The following is a 25,643-nucleotide window of genomic DNA, read 5'->3' as shown; positions in this document are numbered from 1 at the left end:
TATCATTTTATAAACGTTCTAATTCTTCTACATTTGAAAAGACTACTACAATCAAATATGTCAGGTATTCATAAAATAAAAAATCAATTGGAGACCTTTTTAATTGAAACAGGAGGATTATCCTTTTCCTCTAGTCGCTTTTTTATAGAAACTTTTAAACGTCCTTTTGAGTTTAAAGAATTATTGAATCAATGTTACAACATGGGAAACAAATCCCTGTTGTTGGTTGGCATTACGAACTTCATTATTGGTTTAGTTCTCACTTTACAAACGAGACCAACACTTATAGAGTTTGGTGCTGTGTCATGGATGCCATCTATGGTTAGCATTTCTATTGTAAGAGAAATTGGACCGATACTTACGGCATTAGTTTGTGCTGGACGCATTGGCTCTGGAATAGGAGCAGAAATTGGCTCTATGCGTGTTACTGAACAAATTGATGCTATGGAAGTTTCTGGCACAAATCCTTTTAAATATTTAGTTGTTACGCGCGTTTTAGCGATTACCCTTATGCTCCCTGTTTTGGTAATTATTGGAGACGCCCTTGCCTTGTTTGGTTCTTTTCTAGTAGAAAATGTAAAAGGAAATGTTTCATTTGTTCTTTATTTTAATCAAGTGTTTGATTCATTAGAATTTGGAGATATAATTCCAGCGACAATAAAATCGTTCTTTTTTGGCTTTGCCATTGGAATTGTAGGTTGCTTTAAAGGCTATTACTGTAAAAAAGGCACTAAAGGTGTTGGGAAAGCAGCAAATTCAGCAGTAGTACTTTCCTCTCTATTACTATTTATCATAGACTTTATCGCAGTATTTATAACAGATATTTTTTATGATTTATGATAAAACCTGATAACATATCAAACAAGGATATTGTACTTGAGATTAAAGATCTTCATAAAAGCTTTGGAGACAATCATGTACTTAAAGGGTTTAATATGAAACTATATCAAGGAGAGAACTTAGTAATTATGGGGAAATCTGGTTCGGGGAAATCTGTTATGATTAAATGTTTGGTTGGCTTAATGGAAGCTGATAGCGGTTCTATTTCATTAATAAATAAAGACATTACTAAGTTAACTCAAGAAGCATTGGATGTACTTAGGGCAGACATTGGCTTTCTATTTCAAGGTAGTGCATTGTATGATTCTATGACAGTTAGGGAAAACTTAGAATTCCCATTACGTCGACATGCCAAAAAGTTTGGTGCACATGTAAATACTGAAAAACTCGTCATAGAAGCATTAGAGAATGTTGGTTTAGCCACTGCTATAGACTTAATGCCTTCTGAATTATCTGGAGGTATGAAACGACGTGTTGCTTTAGCACGAACTCTAATTCTTCAACCCAAGATTATCCTATATGATGAACCCACTAGTGGTTTAGACCCAATAACGGCTAAAGAAATCATTATTCTAATGCAAGACATTCAGAAAAAATACAATACTTCATCAATCATTATTACACATGATGTCGATTGTGCAAGAGTAATTTCTGATAGAATGATATTGCTTATTGATGGTATCGATTATGCTGTTGGCACTTTTTCAGAATTATCAAATCACAAAGATTCGAAAATAAAAGCCTTTTTTAAACAATAGATATGAAAAATACAAGCATTCAAAAATTTAGGTTAGGACTATTTGTTATTATCGGCACTACTCTTTTTATAGTTAGCGTATACCTGATTGGCCAACGTCAAGACATGTTTAAAAAAACATTTACTATTAGTGCATACTTTCAAAATGTCAATGGTTTACAAAAAGGCAATAATGTTCGCTATGCAGGAATTGACATAGGTACTGTTAAAGTAATACATATGGTTAACGATTCGACAATAAAAATAGATATGAATATTGATAAAAAAATCATTAGTCACATTAAAAAAGATGCGATTGCAACTATTGGTTCAGATGGTTTGGTTGGTAATATGATTGTAAATATAGTTCCAGGGAAAGGTGGTTCAGAAGTAATTAGCAATGGCGATATCATTGATTCTTACAGTAAAATTGGAACTGACGATATTTTGAATACGCTTAACACCAGTACTGAAAATGCAGCGATACTTACCGCAGACCTTTTAAAAATCACCAATAATATTACCAAGGGTAAAGGCACGATAGGCGTTTTGCTTAATGATACTTTAATGGCAAAAGATTTAAAGCAATCTATTTCTAATCTTAAGACTGCCAGTTTTGGTGCTTCGAATACCATTTCCGAATTAAATGACATCATTACATCGATAAAAACAGATGATGCTACGGTTCTTGGTATGTTTATAAATGACACTATTTCTGGTAAAAAATTGAAAACTATAATCAATAACCTAGAGACATCAAGCTCAGAAATTGAAAATGTTGTCAGCAATATTAATGCTGTAGTTGAAGATTTCAACTCTAATGAAGGCACTTACAATTATATTATGACTGATACTACTTTAGTAAATAGCTTGAAATCAACCTTGCAAAATATTAATGAAGGCACTGACAAGTTCAACCAAAATATGGAAGCCTTAAAGCATAATTTTTTAACTCGTGGATACTTTAAAAAGTTAGAAAGACAGGAAAAAAAGGAAGCTAAAAAACAACTCAATTAACAATCTTAAAGGCTGTGAATATGAAAATAGAACATTTAGAAGAACGAATTAATGATTACAAAACATCAATCAAAACAGTAGTCGATAAAAAAACGATTTGGCAAACTAAAACAAAAACCCTAATAAGTGATACGTTAAAACGGATTTGTGATCTATATGATATTGGATGGAAAGTGCAAGAACTCAATTGGATTGGCACAAATGAAGCCATAAATATTACTTTCGATTCTTTTCCAAAAGAACTTATAGATTGTACTAACAAAATTCCTGCTTATCAATTTATACAAGGTGGTGCTTTAGTGTTTTCTCAATCCTATAGTGGTGATATTCATACCTTCATTTTATTCCCATATGTAGAACAAATTTCATTAGAAAACAGCAGTATCGAATTAGATATTTATACACCAGAAGGTATTACAGAAAAATTGATTATTGAAAAAGTAGATGAATTTTTAAAGGAAATGATAAAGTGGGAAGTTCCTTCAACTCAAACTAAATTAGGATATTAATACAGAATCAATTTAGTATATTATAGTCTATGTGTTTTATTTGAACAGTTAACCAATGAAAGTCACCTTCAGCTAGTTTCCAAGTAACCTTGCTTTTATTAGGAATTTTTAAACCACTAAACTCTTTAAAAGATAAAGTCTCAACAAACCATTTTTCTAGAGTTGCAGTTTTACCTCCTCCATAATAGCGATCAGCTTCAAACGAAATAAGCTCACCAAATCTTGTAAATCTAAATACTCCAGATACAGATTGATCATTAAAAGTAAAAGTTGCTTTTGCTGAAGTTTCATTTATATTTTCCCATACTATATAATCGTTAATAGCCGCTGTTGGAAACCAACAAATTTCACTAAGAAAACGAATCATTGTTCCTGAATTTATTTTATCATTATCACTTTCATTAACTACTGGAATTAATCCTTCTAGCTTGATAAGCATTTCTCCTTCTCCATTTAACAACTTATCACGACCGATCATATTTAGAAATGGCATATACTGAACAGTTGTAGACCAAACAAAAGATGGATTTTGCACATTAAAATATTGAGTGGCTTCAAAGGGCATCCATTTACCATTTGGTTTTATACGCATACGTCCTTGTTGCTTCAATTTTACTGATGTAATAGTTTTTTTATCTAAAACACCTGAATTTGTTAACCAAAGTTGTACAATTTCAGGTAGATTATTAATATCGTTTTTTGTTATAATTCTTGAATTTGAATCTACACTTTTTAATAGGATTTCTTTAGATTCTTTTTGTACCATTTTTTCAAATCGATGCCTACTATATTTTGATAAACTGACCATTAAAACTATAACATTTAAGATCGTTCCAAATTTGGTTTCTTTCCAAAATAATAGAATTAAAAACTGAGAAATAATAACCGCTATTAAGGCAATATAAAACCAATTTTTACCTGTAAAAAATTGAGATGATGCTATTATAAATAAAACACAAACTATTAGCCATAAAGCTCCAATGGGTTTTGAGATGCCCAATACTTGCATATTAATGTCAGTAGTATAAAAGGCATTTACAAAACCCATTAAATGAATTAATCCGTGTAGACCTAATACTATGGTAAATAGATATTTCATATTTAATAATTAGAGTGACATAGACCTTCCCAACACAATAGAAATGCAATTTAAATCTACTTTTATGGTTTGGTCTAGTACTAGTACTAATTTTGTTCAAAGTAAACGTCACCTTAGTATCGGTCTTAAATTCCAATTTTGACCTAAACTATAGTCTAAACCTTCTTCTAGTTGCCAATCCAAACCATGACCAGAATCATCTATACGATTTCCATTGTTATTCTCTAGCTTAAATATTTATAGCCTACACCTCCTCTTATTACAAAGGAAAGAGGGTCTGAAGTGCTAAAGGATGATTAAATTGTAATTTATTTCCTGAAATTTATCCTTATTGAAAAACACCACGATGATTCAATTTAACTTTTATCCGTTGGTCTCCATTCTCAAGGGTAAGTTTGTATAGTTTTCTTACTTTCCCAGTTTCATGATAATTTACCAAGTATACATTTTTAGATATGGACCATTTTGGAAACCTACGACCAATGGCTTCCAATACAGTTGAAGGTACATCAATGTCCTTATACCTTTCAATTGTTCTTAATAGGTTGCCATCCTTGTCATAAGATGCAAGTATTTTTCCTTCTGGAATAAAAAAATACACATCGTAAAACTCATATTCATCCGAATAAATATCTAATTCTTTAATATTAAAATCGCTTACCTTCAATTGTAATTCTTTAACAGGTATGGCTTCTTCACCTATACCAACATCGCTTAAGTATTTATAGTTATGAACAATAACGACTTCTGGCAGATGTTCCAATTCCTGAGCAAACATTTGGGTGGTTAATCCCATTAAAAATAAACCTAGAAATAATTTTTTCATCATTTTAAATTTTTAAAATTTATTATGAAATAAAGTTATAGATGTCTTTTAATTTAGGAAATGATATAAATCAGATTTAAGAATTAATCACCATGATTTCATTTTAAAAACTAAACCGTTGCAGAGCCAGAATTGCGTTTCAAACTTTTTCTATTGGAAAAACAATAATGTAATTACGAAACGTTTTTAGATTTAATTTGCTGCACCATTTTTACAATGGGCTCTATACTCGATTTATCCATATAATCGAATCCTTTAAGTTCTTCTTTCCTGGCAATAGGATCTGGATTTTTCAATCCACCAATTATCAACATAAGTCTGTCATACCACCTAAGTTCTTTAGGGATTTGTCGACCTCGCAGCGCATAGTGTTTTGTTTGAGATATTAAACTTTCAGGTAAGCTTTTAGCAAACCACTTATCTAATTTTGGCCCAGCAGCTGCACCAGAAACAGTAAAAAATAGGATTGGCTTATTATTAAAGTTTGACATATTTTTTACAAACCATTTGTAATTATAAATCTTGTAATAAATAATAGGGCTACCAAGAACCAAAAAGTCATAATCAGACGGTTTGCCCTGTTTATCTTTTACATTAAATACAGGCAAACCTGTTGCTTCGCCAATCCAATTAGCATATTCGCCTGTACTACCATATTTACTTGAAAAAAAAATTGCGCCTTTCATAAAAAACCGATTTTAGCTAGTTTAGTTTCTTTTCATTTTTAAATACTTCCATATTTATTCACAATTGCTAATTGTCCAGCATGATATGTGGTATGTGATATAATTCTCCCGAAGGCTTCCGCTTTGGTTTTAGTGCCAAACTCTTTAGTTGTAATAGTGGTTTCCCAGTCTGAATCGTCTTGTTTTTCGACTATAGATTGCAATACTTCAAATGAATGGTTGACATAAGCTATCAATTCATTGAGATGCGTCCACTCTCCAGAATCTTTTTGTGCCATCACTGTTTTGGCTTTGACTTTTGTTTCACTTGCTCCAAATACGTTTTTAGCAAAAAGCAATTCAACATCTCCAATGTGACGGATAAGAAAACCAATACTATTTGGAGAAGGCAGAAGTTTTTTTCTTAAATCTGCTTCAATTAAACTTGGTAATTGATTGGTAAATCGTGTTCTGGCTTCCTGCCAAAGTTGTAATAGTAACTCTGTTTTAGTTTTCATAATTAAGTAATTAGCTGTGTTTCAATTTTAAAATGATATTGATAGATTCCTTTATTAAAGAATTTTCAGGAGAAATACAAAGATTTCTTAAGTCCATTAATGTGTAATGAGTGGAGGTCCATTTTGGTTGGTAGAAGGCTTTTCCCCAATGTCCTTCTGGTTTTCGTTTTGACAAGAATTGTGCACCAAAACCTTCTTTTTCTATTCTTTGCTGAAGGTCTTCACGATTGGTAAATTGTAAATCACGATGGACTTGATATTGGATGGAGACATCGCCTTCTAATAGCCATTTCATTATGTTTTTATTTGATTTTAGCTTTTCCATATATAATTAAAATCCTTTTTCTTTAATACCATATATGCAGCAATAGATACCGTAATTGAAAATGGAAATGCAGAACCAACCATTAAGGGCACGATAGCCAATAAGAATAAAATAATACCTATACAGGCAATTTTCACCATCAACCCTTTTAACAAAATACCTATGGCAATTAAAAACTGACCTATGGCGATTATCGGAACAATTATACTCACATACTTACTAAACCATCCATAAATAAAATCCCTATAAAGAGGAATTGCTAATTCTCCATATTCCAAGTAATCATTGGGTTTTACTATACCTAAATACATATTAAAGCAAGAAGCCACGAAAAATAATAAAGCAAATAAAATACGTCCAGCCTTAGTATATTTCCAAGCAACAATGAGTATGATAACACTCACAATTTGAGATATGAAGTAAGGAATTAAATAGTCATTGAGCCCTATCATAAGCTATTTATAAAACTGTTTCTATTTTTTGTAGCCAAATCATTTTACTAGTTTGATTTTAAAGAGATTATACTAAAAATTTAAGCTTATTTTGACTTTTCAACACTGAGTTCTTTCTTTAAAATATTCTTAAATCGTGTTGCGCTTAAATAATGATCTTCTAAAAGTTTACCGTCATGTAAAAGATTAAATACTCCAAATCCTGAAGGTGCCTGTTTTGCTTCTTCTACTGAAGTTATTTTAGTTACCTTCAAATCAATACCATAATCCATGGCTGCATTCAATAAATCAAATGCCGATTTTTCATGCCAAGGACATTGGTCTGCATAAACTAAATTCCATCCTTTATATTTTTTTTGCTGTAAAGTCCAATCGTATAATTTTGGATTAGACGTCTTATTATCCCAAGTCTTTGATAACAATTCAAATCGACCTCTACTGTCGACTTCTTCAAAGCCATATTTTTCAAAAACTGATTTTTTAGCAATCCATGAACCATTACTGGTCATAACACATATACCAGACATATTAAGACTTTTAGCTTCTCGCTCTGCTTCATCAATTAACATTGACCCAAAACCTTTCTGTCTATCTTTTTTTGAATAAACAGCTAAACAATGAATGAACATAAAATTATCAGCATCAACAGGTCTCCATGCTTTAGAAGCCGGAGTGAATTCTATAAAACCAACCATTTTATCACCTTCATCTTTTAAGATTCGTAATCGTAAACCTTCTTTATAGCGCTTTTCAAACCATTTACGTTTGCTATCAAATCCAGGTTTTTTAATGTCCTTGATACAGAAAAGTGTTTCTACTTGGACATTTTCTGGAGTTACCTCAACTATTTTCATGATTTTTCTTTTAAAGTTTTAATCACTTTTGCTGTATGAACTATAGGAATATCCCAAGCTTCTTTAATCTGACCATCAATAATACACCATACTACAATAGCTTCAATTTCCATTGGTTTGCCTTCTAAAGACATCCTGTCTTTAACATGTGTGATGAGTAGTTCATCTCCCATTGGTGTTATAGATATGGGATTTACTTTAAAGGAACCACTAGTACGACCTGCTATTTTTTGAAAGAAATCTTTCAAACCCGTGAGGCCAAAATAGTCTCCTTCTAACTCGGATAGCTTCGGATTGATATAATGCCAAACGAAATCATCTGATAATACATCAGCTAGAGTATTGGGATTTGCCGGGTTGAACCTCTTTAAAATACTGATATTTGGATGTTCTTTATTCATGATATTAATTTCTAACTAGTTTCTTTTTAGAGCCAAGTACCTTCAGAGTCAAAGCTCCATAAGTTATTGCTAGGATAACCACAGAAATTAATATTCCCACAAATGGAATAATTGTAAATAAGCGCAATAGGATAGCACACAATAATGCTAGGAATGTAATACTCCAAAATCCCCAATCCTTTTCTTTTTTATGCTTGAAATAATAGGCAACTAGTAAAGCGGCGATTAAATGACCAAACAAAAGACTAAATAAAAAAATGACTGTTGCAAAGAGTCCCAAAGGGATCCCAATAATCATTAGTAAGGCAACGATAATTAATAATGGGATACCAATTAAATAAATCAATCCTACGCCAAAACTTTTGAGCCAATTATTCTCTAAGCCATCAACAGCGGTTGAAAAGGCATTTCTGAAGAGCGCATGTAAAACTAGTATGACTAAAAAAGCAGACAAAATATAGTACATCCATAATTTAATTGAATTAGTCCCAAAGCTTGTCAAAGAAAAATGTGATTTCTCTTCACCGAGATCTTTATTAAATAGGGCTGAAGTATTCACCAACGAGTTTTTAAAATCTATTTCTCCATCGGTATTCCAATATTCAACTTCCTTATAAAATTTGGCATTTGACCCAATGGTAACATCTTCACCTACAATTTTTGAGGCTTCTTTTATAATTCCATTGATAAGAACGTCGGCTCCTTTAATGTCGAGCTTACCATTCACTTCGCCATTTATTTCAATATTTCCGGCAAAACAATAAAGGTTTCCATGTATGACAGCATTTTCAGTAAGAATAACTTCGCCACCAAAAACAACTAAATCGTCACCTACTTCTGAGTCAATAGTCGTCCTTCCTACTGCTATACGAACGTCATCTGCTATATAACTGTTGAGATATAATTCTCCACCAGCTGCAGTCAAGTCTCCATTAATACTATCATTAACAATGAGATTTCCTCCAGCGATGACCAAATCTCCTTGTACCACAGCATTCACCATGATGGTTTCTCCAGCATGATAGGTATCATCCAGCTGTTCCTTATTAATTAAGATCTCCCCTTCATTCTCCATTTGGCCAAAAGAGACCATTGAGCAAAGTGAGATCAATAAAATAGTAATAGTTTTCATGAGTGCTAAATTTTTGATTAGAACCCTAAATCTACTATCTATCAGCTATTTAAAAAATGATATAAATCATTATTACGCTCAAAACTTAAGATTGTGTCTTGGAATGACATATATCATTGTTAGCATTTTTTATAAGTATTACTTTAAAAATAAATTTAATTATGCACAAAATGAAGACGTCTATAAAAACCAAAAATGATGCAAAAGAAGTTTTTAAAAAATGTCAAACATGCTCTAGGACTTTTGCTTATTTATTAAATCGTGAATTTGAGCATCCAATGGAACATGAGGAGCGTGCTCTTAACCCGTTAGCAGGAGGTATTTTAAATCAAGGTCATCAATGTGGCATGCTTTGGGGAGCAGTATTAGCTATTGGCGCAGAATCATTTAAAATACATAAAGATATAGATAAAGCCACTTCCATTGCCATTAAGGCGACACAAGATATTATGACATCTTTTGTAAAAACATCTGGAGCTACAGATTGCAAAGACATAATTGGTTATGACCTCACAAGTATTTTAGGGATGACAAAATTTATGATTAAAACCACACTTCAAGGTATGGACAATAGTCTCTGTTTTAATCTTGCTGAAGAATGGGCTCCAGAAGCCATCAAAATAGCTACAAAAAGTCTATCTGAAAATGTTACAATTATCAAACAACCTTTAAGTTGTGCGTCAGAAGTTTTGAAACAGATGAATGCTAGTGATGAAGACATGGTAATGGTTGCAGGATTTGCTGGTGGTCTTGGATTGAGTGGAAATGCTTGTGGTGCTTTAAGCGCTGCAATTTGGAAACGTATGTTAGATTGGTGTCGCGAAAACCCAACTAAAAACCCACCTTACTTTAATAATAAAAGGGCAAAAAAAATACTGAAAGCTTTTCATAAAACAACCGGTGATAAAATGTTATGCAGTGATATTTGTGGAAGAAAATTTAAGGATTTAGAAGATCACACCCAATACATAAAACAAGGTGGATGCAAAAAGCTTATTGAGGTATTGGCTAGTTCATAACTTTCATTTTACATTTTAAAGATTTCATGCACAATTTAATAACAGTTAATTAAAACTCAATATTATGGAAACTAATGAAGCATATGAAAATGCGAAACGTAGAGTAAATGCTAAGGTTGCATTAAGAAATCACATATATGTTTATGTATTTGTAAACCTCTTGCTTATTATCATTAACTTAAATGAGGCTCCAGGTTATTTCTGGGCAAAATGGCCAATAATAGGTTGGGGAATTGGTCTGTTTTTTCATGCATTAAAAGTTTTTGTTTTTTCTTCTGAAAAATTTTCAATTAGTGAAAAAATGATCGAAAAAGAAATGCAAAAAGACACAAATAAAAGTTATTAATCTAATGCATAATTAAAGCTAGCACCTCTACTCTTTTATCACGGCAACAAGTCATGGCTTAAGCTGCATAATTGGCTAAGAAAACATTTATTTAATACAATATTATGAAAGCAAAAACTGGTTTTATCAAACCTATCATAATGCTTTTGCCTTTTGTGGGAATTGGATTATTTGTGCTTTTCTATACGCTTTCAGCACTAAATTATCCTGGTGGCTCTTGGAATTTCTCCAATCAAACTGGATTTAGTTTTTGGCATAATTATTTATGTGATTTGCTCGATGACTATGCGATAAATGGCGAGGTAAATAGTGCTCGTTTTTTTGCTCGAATCGCACTTGGAGTTTTATGTGCTAGCCTTATTTTGATATGGCTCTCTCTACCAAAATTATTTACAATAAAGAGTTTCAATCTTACCATCATGAGGTTGGCTGGGTTGTTGTCTATCATTGTGACTCTATTTCTAGCGTCAGGTACTCATGATTTTATTTTACGTATTGCTGGAATTTTTGGAGCTATTGCTATTATAACCTGTCTGGTGGAACTCTATAAAATCAAGTATGACAAGCTTTTAATGCTAGGAGTATTTTGTCTCCTTGTATTTCTTGCGAATTATTTCATTTATGAAACAAATTATTATATAAAAATACTTCCTGTGCTTCAGAAATTAACTTTTATATCTTTTATTGTATGGTTTGTGTTTTTAGATATTCAGGTATATAGAAAATTGCGATTTCTTAATGAAAACCGAACTGCTAATCATGAAGGTTTAAAATAATCAATGATACCACAATTTATAATTAGCCTTTCACAACTGCTAGTGGACGTAACTTAGCTACCTTTTTTGCAATGCCAGAATTTTGAACCGTTTCTACAACCAAATTAACATCCTTGTAAGCTAGTGGTGCTTCTTCAGCAATGCCTTTAAAAGAACCTGATTCAACAAAGATGCCTTGTGCTCTTAATTCTTCTTTAAGCACTGGTGCATTAACCAGTTTTTTGGCAGCTCTTCTAGACAAACGCCTTCCAGCACCATGGCAACAAGACCCAAACGTGAGATCTTTACTTTTTGCAGTTCCGGCTAACACATACGAACAAGTGCCCATACTTCCTGGAATAATTACAGGTTGACCAGCACTCATGTAATCTTTTGGCAGCTCTTCAAATCCAGGTCCGAATGCTCTTGTTGCACCTTTACGATGCACAATTACTTTATGTTTTTTAGTATCGATTATATAATCTTCAATCTTTGCAATATTATGAGCAATGTCATACAATAGTTTCAATTCACCACCTTCATCACCAAAAATATTTTTCCATGCTTTTCTCGCTTCCCATGAAATAACTTCTCTATTACACCATGCATAATTAGCAGCTGCACACATGGCCTTAAAATAGTTTTGACCTTCTTCAGAATTAAAAGGAACACAGGCCAATTCTCTATCTGGTAATTCAATATTGTATTTTGGCATGGCATTCATCATTATTCGTATGTAGTCTGTTGCAATCTGATGACCTAAACCTCTTGACCCAGTATGGATAAGAATTACAATCTGACCTTTTTTTAAATTATAGGCTTTAGCGATTTCAGAATTATAAATATCTTCGACATAATCTACTTCAACAAAGTGATTACCTGAACCGATAGTACCTAATTGATTTCTACCTCGTTTTTTAGCAAAATCAGACACGAGTGATGGATTAGCTTCTGTCAACTTTCCATGGCTTTCCATATACTCCAAATCTTCTTTTTTACCATAACCATTTTCTACTGCCCATTCTGCTCCTTTAGTGAGCACTTGGTTTATTTGGTTTTCGGTTAAGGTTATTTGTCCTCCTTTACCCATGCCAGAAGGTATTTGAGCATACATTTCTTTTGACAATGCTTCCATCTTATGTTTTACGTCTTCGTATTGAAGATCAGAAATAAGAAGTCGAACACCACAATTAATATCGTAACCAATACCACCAGGCGAAATCGCACCATTAGGATAAGACGTCGCTGCGACCCCTCCAATCGGAAACCCATAACCTTCATGTACATCTGGCATTACAAAAGATGCTTTTAGGATTCCAGGTAGCGTTGCTACATTCACTAACTGATTTAATGATCGGTCTTCGATAATATCATCGACAATAGATTCGCTTGCTAATGCCCTTGCGGGAACGCGCATATCCTCTCTAAAAGATTTTGGGATTTCCCACAAATAATCTTTTAGCTTGTTAAGGTCTGCTTTTTTAACTTTCTTCTTCATATATCAAAAATTATGGAGGTACACCAAAATCCTTCATCATTTCTAGAGACATTGGCTTCGTGATACGTAACCGCTTTTATCTCTTCGTCAAACGTTTCTACTTGCGTTCCTGATAATTTGGCTCTAATTTTATATTCTATAAGTTCAATGATTTCAATATCCCAAAACACAACATTTTCGATGTAGGATTGTGCAAGTATATCAGATAAAAAGTCGATAAGTAAGCTAGTGTTATCGGTAGCTGCTATCTCGATCATTACTTTAGTATCAATCTTATGCGAAGATTCGCAAAACCCTTCTTTTAATATATTGCACATGCCTTTTACTCCATTTTTAAATAGTCCTTCTAGAGTCTCAGCATTGATAAGCATCTTTATATCTGCGGTATGAGAGAGGTATTCTATACTCATTTTTTAATAGCTTTAACGACCACAAAAGATCCTTCTCCATAATTGGGTTTTGTTATTTGCACTTCATCAATATCGTCTATATCACCAAATAAAGTTTGATTAAACTCTAAGGATTTAAATCCTGCATTAGACAATAACTCCTTTACGCGCTTTACTGAATAAAATGTGGCTTGTTTAAAAAATGTACTACGATGTCTTTTATCTTCGTATCCTTTAGCAATAGCTTGATTTTTATCTAAAAACCCAATGATAATCGAACCTTTATGTTTTAATACACGATGTGCATGCTTTAGTGCTAACTTTACATTATCTAAATGGCAGATGGTCACGAATAACACAAAATCGAATTGTAAATCACTATAAGGTAAATTTTCTGCATAACCTTCCATTATTTCTATACCTCGCTTTATGGCTAATTTTGCCATTTCTTCTGAAGGTTCAATCCCTTCTTTTATTCCTAAAGGTTGGGCAAATCTACCTGTGCCAAGACCAACTTCTATACCTCTTATATTTTCCGGTAATTTTAAAAGTTGTTCTCTAATCGCTGCCAATTCAGATTGGTAAACTTCAGGATAGTTATCGTACCAAGCTTCGTATTCCCCTACATTAGTATCAAATATTTCTTTTTGTATCATGATTATTTTGATTTTGATTTTGATTTTGATTTAAAAGTTATTGGTTTTACAGCTCTTCTGAAATGACAAGGATCAGTTCATGTGAATTGATAAACATCAGACCAATTATTTTTAATCCCTTTTGAAATTAAATGTCTAATTAAACAATGTGCTTTAACAAAAATATTCTCAAATGATATACCAGTTAAGGTCGTATATGATTCTGAAGTTATACATTGATATAAAATCATTGTGTTCAAAAATGTACTATTGTGTGGTATTGAAGAAGCATAAAGTTTAACAATCAACAATAACATAATCCAAATTGGTAATTGTATTACTAGTATGGCATCTAATTTAACAAAAAGCATAAGGTTTTAAACTTTACTGGTCTATAGCAACAGATAATGAAGCCATACCTTCACCACCCATGACTATAACAATAAAATCATCCTTCTGTGCTGTAATATGACTTTTTGTTTCTCCCATTGTAATTGTACTGACTTTAAAACCATTCTTCTTAAGTTCAGCTTCATAATCATCTAATGAATTATCAGAAATGTCCTCAAAAAGTAAGGTCCAGTTTTTAGCTTCATCTACAAATTGAGTAGAAACATTAACTATTTTACCATCTTTAAATTCTGGCACATCATCTGGTATTGTTTTAGGCCAACTTTTAATGGTAGCATCAGAGGTAAAAGTACCTTCATCTGTTTTAATGGTTATTTTTTCATCATCAATATCAACATTTGCGTTATCACCAATTGTTGTTTCTATCAATTTTTCGCTAGTTTTTTCAGCTGATTTTTTACAGGAACTAATCATAGTCATTAGAGCAAAAACCACAAAAAAAGTGGTTGCCAGTAACACTTGCCTATTGGTAATTGAAATAATTGTTTTCATTTTTATTATTATTTTTTGATTAATAGATTGATTTCTGTGTTATTTAAACTTTAGCAAACAAGACCATATAATTATGACCAAATTTTTCAGCGCATTTTGGGCAATAGGCATAATGCACATAATAATCTTTTGCTTTTTTGTTTTGTTTGTTTAAATAAGTATCCATCTTTTTTATGAATTTGGGAATGGCTTTATATGGACCATCAAAGACTTTTGCCATGAAGGTTCCTGAAATTTTTTTATTCTTCGCATTAGGAACATCATCAGTTACAGAAAGATATATATCTGATTTAAATGCATGAGGATCGGTGAATAACATTAGGACGTCTTCAGTGTTTTCCTCTAACTTTTTTGAAACTTCTGCTTTTTGCATTAAAGCTGTTATTTTTTTTCCCAAAAGTTTTCGAAAAGGTATATGAAATAGAGTCGGAACGGAAGTTTTAATAAAATGCTTATTCGTCCAATTAAATGTTTTACCGTCCCATTTTTCTTGATGAAATTGTGGGCAACATTCATCTGTTTTTTGTTTATTTTTTGTTTCCATAATTTTAATTTTTTCGTTTTTCATAAACATCGATTATGGCACCAACTAAGAAACCGATTGAAAGCCCTAAAACACCACCTATTGTCATTCCTACATTTAGGTCTTTATTTGAAATTAAGAAAATAATAACTCCAATCATAACACCACTGGGTATACCAATTGCGATGGTAAGTGGCATTTTACTTTGTCTATATTTTCCTATTTTAAAATAATCTTTAAATTTCATTTTAAGTTTATTAACAACCCGTTGAACAATTATTTTCTTAGACGTCCAAATAGTTCTTCTATTTCTATATTAAAAACAACAGGCGGACCTTCTTTGTAAATTTTACTCGAAAAATCACTGATATAATTCAAATCTTTACCTTCTATATTTCTTATGGTTTCTTTTACCCCATGTATAAACTTATGTAGGTTCATTACTGCTGTACTACCTTCGAATTCATGATATATTCCTTGGACTAATACAGATTTCCAATTATTTACAGAATCAACTTCAGAAACTTCCATGGACACAACTCTATTCATCCGCATTGCCTTTATTTTATGCCCTTTACCAGAATACCCAATAATGGAGTCGGTCGTACTATCGTAGAAATAGGTAATAGGAATCACGTATGGTTTATTGTTAAAGATGTAAGACAAATGACCAATATAATTTTGACTTAACAATAGTCTGCAATTTGATTTATTGAGTTTTTGAATCATAATTAACTGGAATTAATGTTTAATATAGATTCTAAACGTTTTGTAATTTGATTTATATAACTGCTTGAGTTTTCTATTTTTGATTCACCAGTGATGGCATCGATACCTTCCATTTTATATGAACCCTCTCCTGATGTTGTTAGAACAATAATTTTATTTTGAATGTTTCTCGTTCTATTGATAAACAATTCTACATCTGCAGGTGGTTGCCAATTTTCCCAAGTATGAATTACCACAATGGCATTATAGTCTGCCGGATCAATGTCTGCTAATTTTGTTATGTCAATAACCTTGATATAAAAAGAATCTTTTTCGAAATAATTTACGATCCCTTTAGAAACTTCATTTTTGAAGTCACTACCTTGCGTCGCAATAAGTAGTTTTTGGCTATAGTTTGGCGAATTCACTTCAAATTCTTCAATTATATCCATGGAATATTCATACTTATACCAGAAGGCTAATATTAAAAACAATGCACCAAGTACTAAAACAAACCATATGAATCTACCTTTTCTAGTCATAACCAAGAGCGTTAAATTTATATGCTAATTTATTTCATAAAAATGCTTTAATCAATGATACAGATCAGTTTGCATGGTCTTGATATTTGTTTTTGTGCTCCAGCTCATCGGAAGTTTTATAATTCTCAATACTGCTAACCACTGATAGTAACGATTATAAAACATCTACCACATTTGGCTATAAAACACATTTACTTGTAACACTTGTACCTTTAAAACCTCTTCATTTTTACCGTTTACTTTAGTGTGCCTAGGCAGTAGTTTAAGTACCTATACTATTCAAATAAAAATTAGACTTAGAATGGTAATTGATGCGATAATAATTAAAAAACTAACGGATTTAAATCATGTTTCTTTAGGACTGACAAGACATCAACAAGTTGAAGCTCTATTGAATAAGTGCCTGTATAAGATGGACACATGACACAATCGTCAAAGTAAAACTCCACATTAGTTTCATTAAGAACGAAGTTGTTTTTACTTTCTAAAAAATCTGTTGTAGATAATTCCCAACAATCATAATACAAACCTCCTTTTTGTATTTTCTCATTTATTTTCTCATTTATTATAACCAACAATTCATCTTCTGATCCATCAGTAAAAAAGTCATTATAAGTCATAAAAACACCTCTATTTAAATCAAAATTGAAACAATCAAATGAAAAACTGGGATGCATTGCTCCGGAATAAAAATTTTCTTTGTAAAACAGAATGCTCACCAGTTTATCATCTACATTATAGATTTTATAATCGATAAACCGTTCTTCTCTAAAGTTTTCAGCTTCTAGACTATCACAAAGCAATTTAGCTTCTATAATTTCATTTTCTGTTTTAGTTACATTTGCATAATACTCATTTATAAATTCATTAAAATTTGCATTTGTAGGTTTATAGGACTCATTAAGCAAAGGAAAATTAAAATTGATGGTATAATCTTCCTTTTCTATAACATACCTTTTATCAATAATTAATTTTTGAAGTTCTTCCCTTTCATCCTCTTTTTTAATTAATTTTTTTTGCTTTATTTCTATGGCAATCGTTTTATCTAGAGATTTGATATCTGTATCATCTATCTTAAGCGTATCCTGTATAACAGGCTTAATCGTTTGATTTTCTTCTATTTCATTACTGATATCCTGTTGTTTATCATCTTTACAATTTGAAAACAAAAGGGCAAGGATTAATAGGTAGAGGTATTTCATTTGTTTAATTCTGAAATTAATTGCGTTTGCGTTTTCCCTTCGTCATTCCATCTAAATTTAAATAACCACAGGAAAGTCACCAATACAGTTTTAATTGAAAACTCACAACAAAAATCTAGTTTGCCATGTTCATTTTTAAGTATTTACGCTAATTTATGTAGAATGTGATTTGTAAACTATGATTTTAATCAGTTTAAAAAACCGCTTTAATCTTATGTTTTATTTTGACCTTCAACTATTAAAGTCAAGTCATTAAACCTGCAAATGAAAAGTGTTAGTTATACTTTAATAACCTCAAAGCATTTAATACTACTATGATTGTTGAACCTTCATGAAAAGCTACAGCCAAACCAATATTTGTAAGTCCTAAAATAGTAACTGGAACCAATAAAACAACCACTCCCAAACTTATAAATATGTTTTGTTTAATGATACGTTTAGATGCTCTACTCAAGCCAATAACAAATGGTAAATTTTCAATTTTATCAGACATTAATGCTACGTCTGCTGTTTCTAGAGCGACATCGCTTCCAGCAGCTCCCATGGCTACACTTACTGTGCTTAAAGCCATTGCTGGTGCATCATTTACACCATCACCAACCATGGCTACTCTACCATCACGTTGTAATAATGTCTTGATAACAGTTACTTTATCTTCTGGAAGTAAATTCCCTTTCGCTTCGGTTAATCCTATTTGATTAGCGATTGTATTCCCAACGTTTTGATGATCTCCCGTGAGCATAATCATATGTTTGATGCCTATCTTTTTCAAGCGTTGTAATGTATTTGAAGCTTCTTTTCTGGGAAGGTCCATGACACTTATTAATCCGATAATTTTATTTTTAAACGCAACGAGCATTACAGTATGCCCATTTTGCAAGAGGCCATTCATTTCCTTAATTATCGCATCTTCAACCACAATACCTTCACCATGTATCAATTTTAAATTGCCAATAAACACTTTCGTCTTGTTATATAAAGCGCTAATACCTTTGCCTTGAATAGCTTCGATGTTTTCGGCTATGCCCTTAAAATTTAAGCTATGAAAATTTTCAATATCTTTTGTAATAGCTTTTGCCAATGGATGATTGCTTAAACTTTCTACCTCTAAAACTAGTTGTAGAAATTCTTTTTCATCAAAATTATTAAAAGCAATTGCGTTAGTAAGTTTTGGTTTTCCTTCGGTTAATGTTCCTGTTTTATCAAATGCAATTGTGGTTATACTTCCTAAATCTTCTAATGCTTTTCCTCCCTTAATTAAAACACCTTTTTGCGCTGCTCTTGCAATTCCGCTCAGTACTGCGCTTGGTGTAGATATTGCCAAGGCACAAGGACTTGCTGCTACTAAAACGGTAATTGCTCTGTACAAACTTTCATTAAAACTTTCATCTATTACTAAGTATGAAAAACATAAAACTACAACTACAATTAACACAATTGGCACGTACCATTTTTCAAATTTTTTGGTTAAGCGTTGTGTAGGTGATTTTTGAGTTTCTACCTCACTCACCAATTTAATTAATCGTGCTACCGTAGAGTCTTGACTCAACTTTAAAACTTTTACCTCTATATTATTATCTCCATTTATTGTGCCTGCAAAAACAATATGATTTTTATTTATGTGTTTAAATTCTGGTAAATTTTCTGCAGACGCAATAGCAGTCTTATCTACAGGTATACTTTCTCCAGTAATTGGAGCTTGGTTTATACTACTATTTCCTGAAACAATTACACCATCTGCTGCAATTTTAGTGTTAGGTTTTACCACTATAATATCACCAATTTTTAGGTTTTCAATTGGCGTTTCAGTAATCTGCGTTCCTATTTTTACCAACGCAATTTTCGGAGATATATCGCTTAAAGCTTCAATAGACTTTTGCGCTTTATTCATAGCGTAACTCTCCAACGCATGACCTAAACTAAATAAAAACAAAAGCAGAGCACCTTCTGCCCAGCTACCAATGTATGCTGCACCAACTGCCGCAGCAATCATTAAAAAATCTATATCAAAACCACCCTTGGTAATTTTACGGTATGCTTCGATAGTAATAAAATAACCTCCAAAAAAATAGGCCATTATATAACTCAATAATGAAATCCAACTTGGAGAATTCGTAAATTTTACAAGAGTAAAACCAAGAACTAAAAAAACACCGCAAAGGATAGCAAAATAGAGTTCGGTTTGTTTGCCAAAAATTAGACAGTGACCATGATTATGTGCTTCTGTTTTTGAGTTACTCATTTATTTATCAAAACAATTATAGATTAATGACTGTGTCCTCCTTCGCCATTGTTTAGCAACATAGTTGTTCCTTTCACAATTATTTGTTTGTTGGTTAAAGCTTCAGAATTAAGAATTTCTACGCTGGTTTCTGTTTGTTTTCCAATGTCTAATTTCACCTTTTCAAAGTGAAATTCATCTGCATTTTCTTCTACTAAAATTAACACAAAAAAATCATCATCAACTTCAATTAGAGCTTCTTTTGGTAAACCCATTGCTTTAGTACTATCAATAATAATATCTGCTTCTACAAACATTCCTACAATAAAATTTTCCTTTTCATTATCAACATGTCCATGAACTTTAACTCGTCTCGTTTGTTCATCAATAGTAGTTCCAACTAAATGCACATCCGCTTCAAAGGTTTTATCTGAAGCTTCAGGAATTGTAAACCTAATTTTTTGATCTTTTTTCACTTTCATTATATCCTTTTCAAAAACAGCTAATTCTAAATGAATATGATCGATATCTACAATTTCCATAATAACATCACTTGGCGAAATATAACTGCCATTGCTTACGTTAACTTTAGTAATATGACCATTCATTGGTGCATATAAGTTTATGGTTGAAGATATTTGACCTTGTTCAACACTACTTGGGTTAAGATTCATCATTTGCAATTTTTTACGTAATCCGTTGTAATGCGCAAGGTTACTTTTGTATGTGCTTTCAGCTTTTAAATAGTTTTTTTCTGATGTAATATGTTCATCATACAATGTTTTTTGTCTATTAAATTCTGACCGCAAGTAGTTTAATTGCTCTGCAACTTCTAAATAATTTTGCTGAATCTCAACAAATTCTGGGTTTTCTAAGGTTACCAAAAGTTGACCTTTTTTTACGCTATCACCAATTAACAAAGGTGTTTTCGTAATATAACCACCAATAAACGTAGTAATACTAGACTTGTTATGTGGTGGCACATCAATCATACCGTTTACTTTTACGGTTTCATTAAAATCATATTCTGCTAGCTGGCCTAAAGCCATTTTCTCGCCTTCAAATTGCGCTTTTGTGATGGCAATTTCATCGTTATGAGATTGGTTTTCTGTTATTCTGTCTTCTTTCTTTTCTGAATTCCCACAAGCTATAAAAACCACTGAAAATAATAAGATATATACGTTTTTCATAATTATAAAATTAGGTAATTGATGGTGATAACCGTTTGGTTATATTGATTTAATTGATCTAAATAATTAAGCTGAATATCTTTAGCCGTTTCTAAACTTTGAATGTATTGAAAGAAATCTATTTCACCTTCTTTAAAGGTTCGATTTGCAGTTTTAATTATTTCTTGGGAAAGTGAATTCCCTTGTGTTTCGTAATATTGAATCGCTTCTTCATACTGCTGAAGCTTTGCCAATAAGGATTGATATTCTGCATTTAATTCAATTTGATAGTTCTGTCTTTGCTCTAAAATCACTTCTTGAGCTATATTTGAAGCTTTTATTTTAGAACGTTGTCCACCAAATAAAATAGGAATTTTAATACCAAATTGATACCCTTTTATAGTCTCATTTAAATCACTGTTTGAACCCTGAAAATATTCAGCATTAAGATCTGGTAGAAGACTTTGCTTTTCCAATTTGGTATGTGCTTTTTGATAATTAATGGTGGCATCAAAAATCGATAATCCAGCATTTTGGTTTATAGATAAATTTTCAACTTCTAGTTTTCTAAGCAAACCAGTTTCGATAGAAATAGAATCTACCTGAACTACTTTTTTAAGTTGCTCATTAGCCAATTTCACTTCATGAAGCGACTGTTTATAAAGTGTTCTTAACTGCTTTTGTTTGGATTTGGCAGTAATCATTTCTAAATAATTAGTTTCACCTAGCTCAAACCTGCGTTCTGCTTTTATTGCAAAATCCTGATATAAGCTATCTAGATATTTATAATTTTCCGCTTTATTTTCAGCATAACTTAACTTGTAATAATTGGCATAAACCTGTTGTTCTAATTGCTGTAATTGCAAGTTTAAATTTGCCTCTTGTATTCTGACTTTGGACTGATTCAACTTTTTTTCAGCGAAATAAACCGTTGGAAATTTAAAGTCTTGCGAGATTCCAAAAACCTTGAGAGGTTTATTATTTATTGCCAGATTATTTTCATCATAATTATAATACACATTGGTTTTATCGAAAGAAAAGGCAGAACCAACTAGTACCTTGGATTGATTTAATAATAAATTCTCAGCTTTCAAATTTGCATTATTTTCAATTGCTAATTCTAAAACTTGTGTAACATTTAATGGTTTGTTTTGAGCTTGTACACTAATCGTCATTAGTAAAATCACAAAGGAAGCCATGGTTTTATTTTTCATTTTAAACTCTTTTTTTTCTTCAAACCAAGCATATAAAACGGGTAAAACAACTAGTGTTAAGAAGGTTGCGGTAACTAAACCTCCAATAACCACAGTTGCTAATGGTCGTTGTACTTCTGCTCCAGCGTTAGTAGAAATAGCCATAGGCAAAAAGCCTAAAGCTGCTGCTGCGGCTGTCAATAAAACAGGTCGTAAACGTTCTCTTGTCCCTTTTTTAATGCGCTCTTCAATATTGGTAAATCCTTCAGTTTTTAATTCTTTAAAATGCTCGATTAGTACAATTCCGTTAAGTACAGCAATTCCAAAAAGTGCTATGAAACCAACTCCTGCAGAAATACTAAATGGTAAATCTCTTAACCACAATAATAAAATCCCACCAACTGCCGCAAGCGGAATTGCAGAATACACAATTAAGGCTTCTTTTACAGAGTTGAATGCAAAATAAAGCAGTACAAAAATTAACAACAAAGCTACAGGAACAGCAACTAGCAATCGGTCTTTTGCACTTTGCAAGTTTTCAAATTGACCACCATACGTTATAGTATAACCAACAGGTAAAATTAATTTTTCGTTTATAATTATTTGTACATCATTTACTACAGATTGTAAATCTCTGTTTCTAACATTAATTCCAACAACAATTCTTCGTTTTGTATCATCTCTAGATATTTGTGCAGGTCCAGAACTGTAGCTAATATCTGCTAATTCACTTAACGGAATTTTATTTCCACTTGGAGTATCTACATATAAGTTTTGAAGACTTTCTATGGTTTTTCTGCTATTTTCTTGAAGACGAAGCACTAAATCAAAACGTTTTTCTCCTTCAAAAACACTACCTACACTTTCGCCTGCAAAACCCATCGTAATTATTTTGTTTAAATCGGAAATATTAAGTCCGTAACGTGCAATTTTACTTCTATTAAATCTCACGCTCATTTGTGGTAAACCTTCTACTTTTTCCACGGAAATATCTGCAGCACCTTCAACATTTTCAATAAGATTTTTGATTTCATTTGCTTTGGAAGCCAAAACAGTTAAATCTTCTCCAAAAATCTTAATAGCAACATCTGCTCTAACACCTGTAACTAACTCATTAAATCGCATTTCAATAGGTTGTGTAAACTCTACTTCCATGCCAGGAATGACGGTTAAGGCCTCTTTAAATTTATCGGCTAATTCGTCTTTGCTTTTGGCAGAAGTCCATTCTTTTTTAGGCTTTAATTTTATAATGACGTCACTTTCTTCCATCGACATTGGATCTGTAGGAACTTCTGCTGCTCCAATACGAGTTACGACTTGATCTACTTCCGGAAAATTATCTAATAATATTTGTTCTATTCTTGTTGTTATTTCTATAGTTTTCCCAAGTGATGTACCTGTTTTTAAAACAGGTTGAATAACAAAATCTCCTTCATCCAAAGTGGGAACAAATTCGCCACCCATTTTACTAAAAATCCAAATACTAGAAGCTAATAAAATTGCAGAAAGAACAACAACTATTTTTTTATTTGATAACGACCAATTAATAACTGGTTGATAGGCTTTATTTATAAAATCCATTAACCTGACCGAAATATTTTTATCAGATTGTTTACTAGGTTTTAGAAACAAAGACGCTACTACAGGAACATAGGTTAAACATAATAGCATGGCTCCTATTAATGCAAAACTAAAAGTCATTGCCATTGGCCTAAACATTTTGCCTTCAATACCACTTAAAGAGAGAATTGGAATAAACACAATTAAGATGATTAATTGACCAAAAATGGCAGAATTCATCATTTTTGAAGCACTTTTTAACGTTATTTGATCAATTTCGGCTTGTTTTTCGTTTTTACTGATTGCAGAAAGATGGTCTGATTTTCTTATAATTTGAAACGCAATAAATTCTACAATAATTACGGATCCATCGATTATAATTCCAAAATCAATTGCACCTAAACTCATTAAATTAGCATCTACACCAAATTGATGCATGAGTATAATAGCGAATAGTAAACTTAACGGAATAACAGAAGCAACTACTAGTCCAGAACGCCAATTACCCAGTAATAAAACCACAACAAAAATTACAATTAAAGAGCCTAAAATTAGATTTTCGGCAACTGTAAAGGTTGTTTTATCTATAAGTTCACTTCGCTCCAAAAATCCGTTAATATAAACACCTTCCGGCAATGTGCTTTGGATAGAAGCAACCCGTTCCTTCACAGTATTGATTACTTTTTTAGAGTTACCATCTTTGAGCATCATTATTTGTCCTAATACTTTTTCGCCTTCACCATTACCAGTAATTGCTCCAAAACGTGTTGCGCTACCAAAACCAACATTAGCAACATCTTTAATGTAAATTGGTGTGCCATCATTTTTCACAACACTATTTTCAATGTCTTGCAATGAGGTCACTAAACCTTCACCGCGAATAAAAAAGGCTTTGTCATTTTTTTCGATATAACCTCCACCAGAAACACTATTGTTTTTTTCTAAAGCTTCAAAAATTTCAGCAATAGAAATATTCATAGCTGTTAGTTTATTTGGATTAATCGCAACTTCATACTGTTTTAAAAAACCTCCCCAAGTATTAACTTCAACCACGCCTGGAATTCCAGACAATTGACGTTTTACTACCCAATCTTGAATGGTACGTAAATCAGTTGTAGTATAGGTGTTTTCATAACCAGGTTTAACATCAAGAATGTATTGATAAATTTCACCTAACCCTGTAGTTATTGGTCCCATTTCTGGTGTACCAAATCCTTTTGGAATTTGTTCAGAAGCAGATTTAATTTTTTCAGCAATGAGTTGCCTTGGAAGGTATGTTCCCATATCATCGCTAAAGACGATTGTCACTACTGACAAACCAAATTTTGAAATGGAACGGATTTCTTCAACTCCAGGTAAATTTGCCATTTCGAGCTCAACAGGATAGGTAATAAATTGCTCTACATCCTGTGTGGATAAATTCCTAGATGTGGTAATTACCTGAACTTGGTTATTGGTAATATCTGGTACTGCACCAATTGATATTTGGGTTAAAGAAAAGATTCCGAAACCAATAATAAATGCGGTAAACAGAAATATGATGAGCTTATTATTTAAGCTGAATTTTATGATTTTTTCTAACATAATTCATATATAAAAGCGTTGA

The 25,643-nt window shown here is 32.1% G+C and carries 28 protein-coding genes; 7 read left to right on the top strand and 21 right to left on the bottom strand.

Annotated elements, in window-relative coordinates; genetic code table 11:
- Window positions 1–57: 57 nt before the first annotated feature.
- From VOI25_RS13450 to VOI25_RS13435, 4 genes are read left to right on the top strand one after another with little or no spacing between them, the layout of a single operon-like run.
- Complete coding sequence (locus VOI25_RS13450) at window positions 58–840, top strand: ABC transporter permease (RefSeq protein WP_323789753.1); 783 nt, start codon at window positions 58–60, stop codon at window positions 838–840.
- The gene (locus VOI25_RS13445) at window positions 837–1,598 is read left to right on the top strand and encodes an ABC transporter ATP-binding protein (RefSeq protein ID WP_323789599.1); all 762 of its coding nucleotides are present in this window, start codon (window positions 837–839) and stop codon (window positions 1,596–1,598) included. The genes VOI25_RS13450 and VOI25_RS13445 overlap by 4 nt, the downstream gene beginning before the upstream one ends.
- A 2-nt stretch (window positions 1,599–1,600) precedes the next feature.
- Window positions 1,601–2,593, top strand: a complete 993-nt coding sequence (locus tag VOI25_RS13440; protein WP_323789598.1) for an MlaD family protein — start codon at window positions 1,601–1,603, stop codon at window positions 2,591–2,593.
- 20 nt (window positions 2,594–2,613) lie between these two features.
- Window positions 2,614–3,102, top strand: coding sequence for a hypothetical protein (locus VOI25_RS13435; RefSeq protein WP_323789597.1), 489 nt, complete (start codon window positions 2,614–2,616; stop codon window positions 3,100–3,102).
- A gap of 7 nt (window positions 3,103–3,109) precedes the next feature.
- On the opposite strand, the gene VOI25_RS13430 is transcribed toward VOI25_RS13435, so the two are convergent.
- The 9 genes from VOI25_RS13430 to VOI25_RS13390 form a co-directional block, all read right to left on the bottom strand.
- Window positions 3,110–4,201, bottom strand: a complete 1,092-nt coding sequence (locus VOI25_RS13430) for a DUF6544 family protein (RefSeq protein WP_323789596.1) — start codon at window positions 4,199–4,201, stop codon at window positions 3,110–3,112.
- 328 nt (window positions 4,202–4,529) lie between these two features.
- On the bottom strand, window positions 4,530–5,027 hold the full coding sequence (locus VOI25_RS13425; protein ID WP_323789595.1) for a nicotinate-nucleotide adenylyltransferase: 498 nt from the start codon (window positions 5,025–5,027) through the stop codon (window positions 4,530–4,532).
- Window positions 5,028–5,200: 173 nt separating this feature from the next.
- On the bottom strand, window positions 5,201–5,713 hold the full coding sequence (locus VOI25_RS13420; protein WP_323789594.1) for a flavodoxin domain-containing protein: 513 nt from the start codon (window positions 5,711–5,713) through the stop codon (window positions 5,201–5,203).
- A gap of 38 nt (window positions 5,714–5,751) precedes the next feature.
- Window positions 5,752–6,210 (bottom strand): DinB family protein, encoded by a 459-nt coding sequence (locus tag VOI25_RS13415; protein WP_323789593.1) that lies wholly within the window; start codon window positions 6,208–6,210, stop codon window positions 5,752–5,754.
- Between the two features lie 10 nt (window positions 6,211–6,220).
- Entirely contained in the window at window positions 6,221–6,505 is a 285-nt protein-coding gene (locus VOI25_RS13410; protein ID WP_323789592.1) for a hypothetical protein, read from the bottom strand.
- Between the two features lie 17 nt (window positions 6,506–6,522).
- A complete protein-coding gene (locus VOI25_RS13405; RefSeq protein ID WP_323789591.1) occupies window positions 6,523–6,987 on the bottom strand; it encodes a hypothetical protein in 465 nt (154 codons plus the stop codon).
- An 86-nt stretch (window positions 6,988–7,073) separates the two neighbouring features.
- Window positions 7,074–7,841 carry a GNAT family N-acetyltransferase gene (locus VOI25_RS13400; protein ID WP_323789590.1) on the bottom strand — a complete coding sequence of 256 codons (768 nt, stop codon included), beginning with the start codon at window positions 7,839–7,841 and terminating at the stop codon, window positions 7,074–7,076.
- Complete coding sequence (locus VOI25_RS13395) at window positions 7,838–8,242, bottom strand: nuclear transport factor 2 family protein (protein ID WP_323789589.1); 405 nt, start codon at window positions 8,240–8,242, stop codon at window positions 7,838–7,840. The genes VOI25_RS13400 and VOI25_RS13395 overlap by 4 nt, the downstream gene beginning before the upstream one ends.
- Window positions 8,243–8,246: 4 nt before the next feature.
- Complete coding sequence (locus tag VOI25_RS13390; RefSeq protein WP_323789588.1) at window positions 8,247–9,317, bottom strand: hypothetical protein; 1,071 nt, start codon at window positions 9,315–9,317, stop codon at window positions 8,247–8,249.
- A gap of 227 nt (window positions 9,318–9,544) precedes the next feature.
- On the opposite strand from VOI25_RS13390, the gene VOI25_RS13385 reads away from it, so the two are divergent.
- From VOI25_RS13385 to VOI25_RS13375, 3 genes are all read left to right on the top strand, one after another.
- Complete coding sequence (locus tag VOI25_RS13385) at window positions 9,545–10,393, top strand: C-GCAxxG-C-C family protein (RefSeq protein ID WP_323789587.1); 849 nt, start codon at window positions 9,545–9,547, stop codon at window positions 10,391–10,393.
- A gap of 64 nt (window positions 10,394–10,457) precedes the next feature.
- Window positions 10,458–10,739 (top strand): 2TM domain-containing protein, encoded by a 282-nt coding sequence (locus VOI25_RS13380; protein ID WP_323789586.1) that lies wholly within the window; start codon window positions 10,458–10,460, stop codon window positions 10,737–10,739.
- A gap of 104 nt (window positions 10,740–10,843) precedes the next feature.
- Complete coding sequence (locus VOI25_RS13375; protein WP_323789585.1) at window positions 10,844–11,515, top strand: hypothetical protein; 672 nt, start codon at window positions 10,844–10,846, stop codon at window positions 11,513–11,515.
- A gap of 22 nt (window positions 11,516–11,537) precedes the next feature.
- Here the strand turns inward: VOI25_RS13375 and VOI25_RS13370 are convergent, their stop codons facing one another.
- The 12 genes from VOI25_RS13370 to VOI25_RS13315 all read right to left on the bottom strand — a co-directional run bounded on the left by VOI25_RS13370 (window position 11,538) and on the right by VOI25_RS13315 (window position 25,621).
- Window positions 11,538–12,992: an RtcB family protein gene (locus VOI25_RS13370; protein ID WP_323789584.1), complete on the bottom strand. Its 1,455-nt coding sequence runs from the start codon at window positions 12,990–12,992 to the stop codon at window positions 11,538–11,540.
- The gene (locus VOI25_RS13365; RefSeq protein WP_323789583.1) at window positions 12,989–13,402 is read right to left on the bottom strand and encodes an archease; all 414 of its coding nucleotides are present in this window, start codon (window positions 13,400–13,402) and stop codon (window positions 12,989–12,991) included. Before VOI25_RS13365 ends, VOI25_RS13370 begins: the two co-directional genes overlap by 4 nt.
- Window positions 13,399–14,037 (bottom strand): class I SAM-dependent methyltransferase, encoded by a 639-nt coding sequence (locus VOI25_RS13360; protein ID WP_323789582.1) that lies wholly within the window; start codon window positions 14,035–14,037, stop codon window positions 13,399–13,401. Before VOI25_RS13360 ends, VOI25_RS13365 begins: the two co-directional genes overlap by 4 nt.
- Before the next feature lie 363 nt (window positions 14,038–14,400).
- Window positions 14,401–14,919, bottom strand: coding sequence for a hypothetical protein (locus VOI25_RS13355; protein WP_323789581.1), 519 nt, complete (start codon window positions 14,917–14,919; stop codon window positions 14,401–14,403).
- A gap of 43 nt (window positions 14,920–14,962) precedes the next feature.
- Complete coding sequence (locus tag VOI25_RS13350; RefSeq protein WP_323789580.1) at window positions 14,963–15,463, bottom strand: hydrolase; 501 nt, start codon at window positions 15,461–15,463, stop codon at window positions 14,963–14,965.
- 4 nt (window positions 15,464–15,467) lie between these two features.
- A complete protein-coding gene (locus VOI25_RS13345) occupies window positions 15,468–15,689 on the bottom strand; it encodes a hypothetical protein (RefSeq protein ID WP_323789579.1) in 222 nt (73 codons plus the stop codon).
- Window positions 15,690–15,718: 29 nt separating this feature from the next.
- Entirely contained in the window at window positions 15,719–16,171 is a 453-nt protein-coding gene (locus VOI25_RS13340; protein WP_323789578.1) for a pyridoxamine 5'-phosphate oxidase family protein, read from the bottom strand.
- Between the two features lie 2 nt (window positions 16,172–16,173).
- Window positions 16,174–16,692, bottom strand: a complete 519-nt coding sequence (locus VOI25_RS13335; RefSeq protein ID WP_323789577.1) for a hypothetical protein — start codon at window positions 16,690–16,692, stop codon at window positions 16,174–16,176.
- A gap of 323 nt (window positions 16,693–17,015) precedes the next feature.
- Window positions 17,016–17,894: an RsiV family protein gene (locus VOI25_RS13330; protein WP_323789576.1), complete on the bottom strand. Its 879-nt coding sequence runs from the start codon at window positions 17,892–17,894 to the stop codon at window positions 17,016–17,018.
- A 274-nt stretch (window positions 17,895–18,168) separates the two neighbouring features.
- Entirely contained in the window at window positions 18,169–20,136 is a 1,968-nt protein-coding gene (locus VOI25_RS13325; RefSeq protein WP_323789575.1) for a heavy metal translocating P-type ATPase, read from the bottom strand.
- A 23-nt stretch (window positions 20,137–20,159) separates the two neighbouring features.
- A complete protein-coding gene (locus tag VOI25_RS13320) occupies window positions 20,160–21,305 on the bottom strand; it encodes an efflux RND transporter periplasmic adaptor subunit (RefSeq protein ID WP_323789574.1) in 1,146 nt (381 codons plus the stop codon).
- Between the two features lie 2 nt (window positions 21,306–21,307).
- Entirely contained in the window at window positions 21,308–25,621 is a 4,314-nt protein-coding gene (locus tag VOI25_RS13315) for a CusA/CzcA family heavy metal efflux RND transporter (RefSeq protein ID WP_323789573.1), read from the bottom strand.
- Window positions 25,622–25,643: the final 22 nt, after the last annotated feature.

The organism is Psychroserpens sp., from assembly GCF_034670085.1.
In the GTDB taxonomy this organism is placed as follows: Bacteria; Bacteroidota; Bacteroidia; order Flavobacteriales; family Flavobacteriaceae; genus Psychroserpens.
The sequence above is the reverse complement of the archived record's forward strand: the minus strand, read 5'-3'. Positions and strand labels throughout refer to the sequence as shown.

Coding starts and splice junctions, on each gene's coding strand:
- VOI25_RS13450 (WP_323789753.1), top strand. CDS start 58: ATGTCAGGTATTCATAAAATAAAAAATCAATTGGAGACCTTTTTAATT.
- VOI25_RS13445 (WP_323789599.1), top strand. CDS start 837: ATGATAAAACCTGATAACATATCAAACAAGGATATTGTACTTGAGATT.
- VOI25_RS13440 (WP_323789598.1), top strand. CDS start 1,601: ATGAAAAATACAAGCATTCAAAAATTTAGGTTAGGACTATTTGTTATT.
- VOI25_RS13435 (WP_323789597.1), top strand. CDS start 2,614: ATGAAAATAGAACATTTAGAAGAACGAATTAATGATTACAAAACATCA.
- VOI25_RS13430 (WP_323789596.1), bottom strand. CDS start 4,201: ATGAAATATCTATTTACCATAGTATTAGGTCTACACGGATTAATTCAT.
- VOI25_RS13425 (WP_323789595.1), bottom strand. CDS start 5,027: ATGAAAAAATTATTTCTAGGTTTATTTTTAATGGGATTAACCACCCAA.
- VOI25_RS13420 (WP_323789594.1), bottom strand. CDS start 5,713: ATGAAAGGCGCAATTTTTTTTTCAAGTAAATATGGTAGTACAGGCGAA.
- VOI25_RS13415 (WP_323789593.1), bottom strand. CDS start 6,210: ATGAAAACTAAAACAGAGTTACTATTACAACTTTGGCAGGAAGCCAGA.
- VOI25_RS13410 (WP_323789592.1), bottom strand. CDS start 6,505: ATGAAATGGCTATTAGAAGGCGATGTCTCCATCCAATATCAAGTCCAT.
- VOI25_RS13405 (WP_323789591.1), bottom strand. CDS start 6,987: ATGATAGGGCTCAATGACTATTTAATTCCTTACTTCATATCTCAAATT.
- VOI25_RS13400 (WP_323789590.1), bottom strand. CDS start 7,841: ATGAAAATAGTTGAGGTAACTCCAGAAAATGTCCAAGTAGAAACACTT.
- VOI25_RS13395 (WP_323789589.1), bottom strand. CDS start 8,242: ATGAATAAAGAACATCCAAATATCAGTATTTTAAAGAGGTTCAACCCG.
- VOI25_RS13390 (WP_323789588.1), bottom strand. CDS start 9,317: ATGGAGAATGAAGGGGAGATCTTAATTAATAAGGAACAGCTGGATGAT.
- VOI25_RS13385 (WP_323789587.1), top strand. CDS start 9,545: ATGAAGACGTCTATAAAAACCAAAAATGATGCAAAAGAAGTTTTTAAA.
- VOI25_RS13380 (WP_323789586.1), top strand. CDS start 10,458: ATGGAAACTAATGAAGCATATGAAAATGCGAAACGTAGAGTAAATGCT.
- VOI25_RS13375 (WP_323789585.1), top strand. CDS start 10,844: ATGAAAGCAAAAACTGGTTTTATCAAACCTATCATAATGCTTTTGCCT.
- VOI25_RS13370 (WP_323789584.1), bottom strand. CDS start 12,992: ATGAAGAAGAAAGTTAAAAAAGCAGACCTTAACAAGCTAAAAGATTAT.
- VOI25_RS13365 (WP_323789583.1), bottom strand. CDS start 13,402: ATGAGTATAGAATACCTCTCTCATACCGCAGATATAAAGATGCTTATC.
- VOI25_RS13360 (WP_323789582.1), bottom strand. CDS start 14,037: ATGATACAAAAAGAAATATTTGATACTAATGTAGGGGAATACGAAGCT.
- VOI25_RS13355 (WP_323789581.1), bottom strand. CDS start 14,919: ATGAAAACAATTATTTCAATTACCAATAGGCAAGTGTTACTGGCAACC.
- VOI25_RS13350 (WP_323789580.1), bottom strand. CDS start 15,463: ATGGAAACAAAAAATAAACAAAAAACAGATGAATGTTGCCCACAATTT.
- VOI25_RS13345 (WP_323789579.1), bottom strand. CDS start 15,689: ATGAAATTTAAAGATTATTTTAAAATAGGAAAATATAGACAAAGTAAA.
- VOI25_RS13340 (WP_323789578.1), bottom strand. CDS start 16,171: ATGATTCAAAAACTCAATAAATCAAATTGCAGACTATTGTTAAGTCAA.
- VOI25_RS13335 (WP_323789577.1), bottom strand. CDS start 16,692: ATGACTAGAAAAGGTAGATTCATATGGTTTGTTTTAGTACTTGGTGCA.
- VOI25_RS13330 (WP_323789576.1), bottom strand. CDS start 17,894: ATGAAATACCTCTACCTATTAATCCTTGCCCTTTTGTTTTCAAATTGT.
- VOI25_RS13325 (WP_323789575.1), bottom strand. CDS start 20,136: ATGAGTAACTCAAAAACAGAAGCACATAATCATGGTCACTGTCTAATT.
- VOI25_RS13320 (WP_323789574.1), bottom strand. CDS start 21,305: ATGAAAAACGTATATATCTTATTATTTTCAGTGGTTTTTATAGCTTGT.
- VOI25_RS13315 (WP_323789573.1), bottom strand. CDS start 25,621: ATGTTAGAAAAAATCATAAAATTCAGCTTAAATAATAAGCTCATCATA.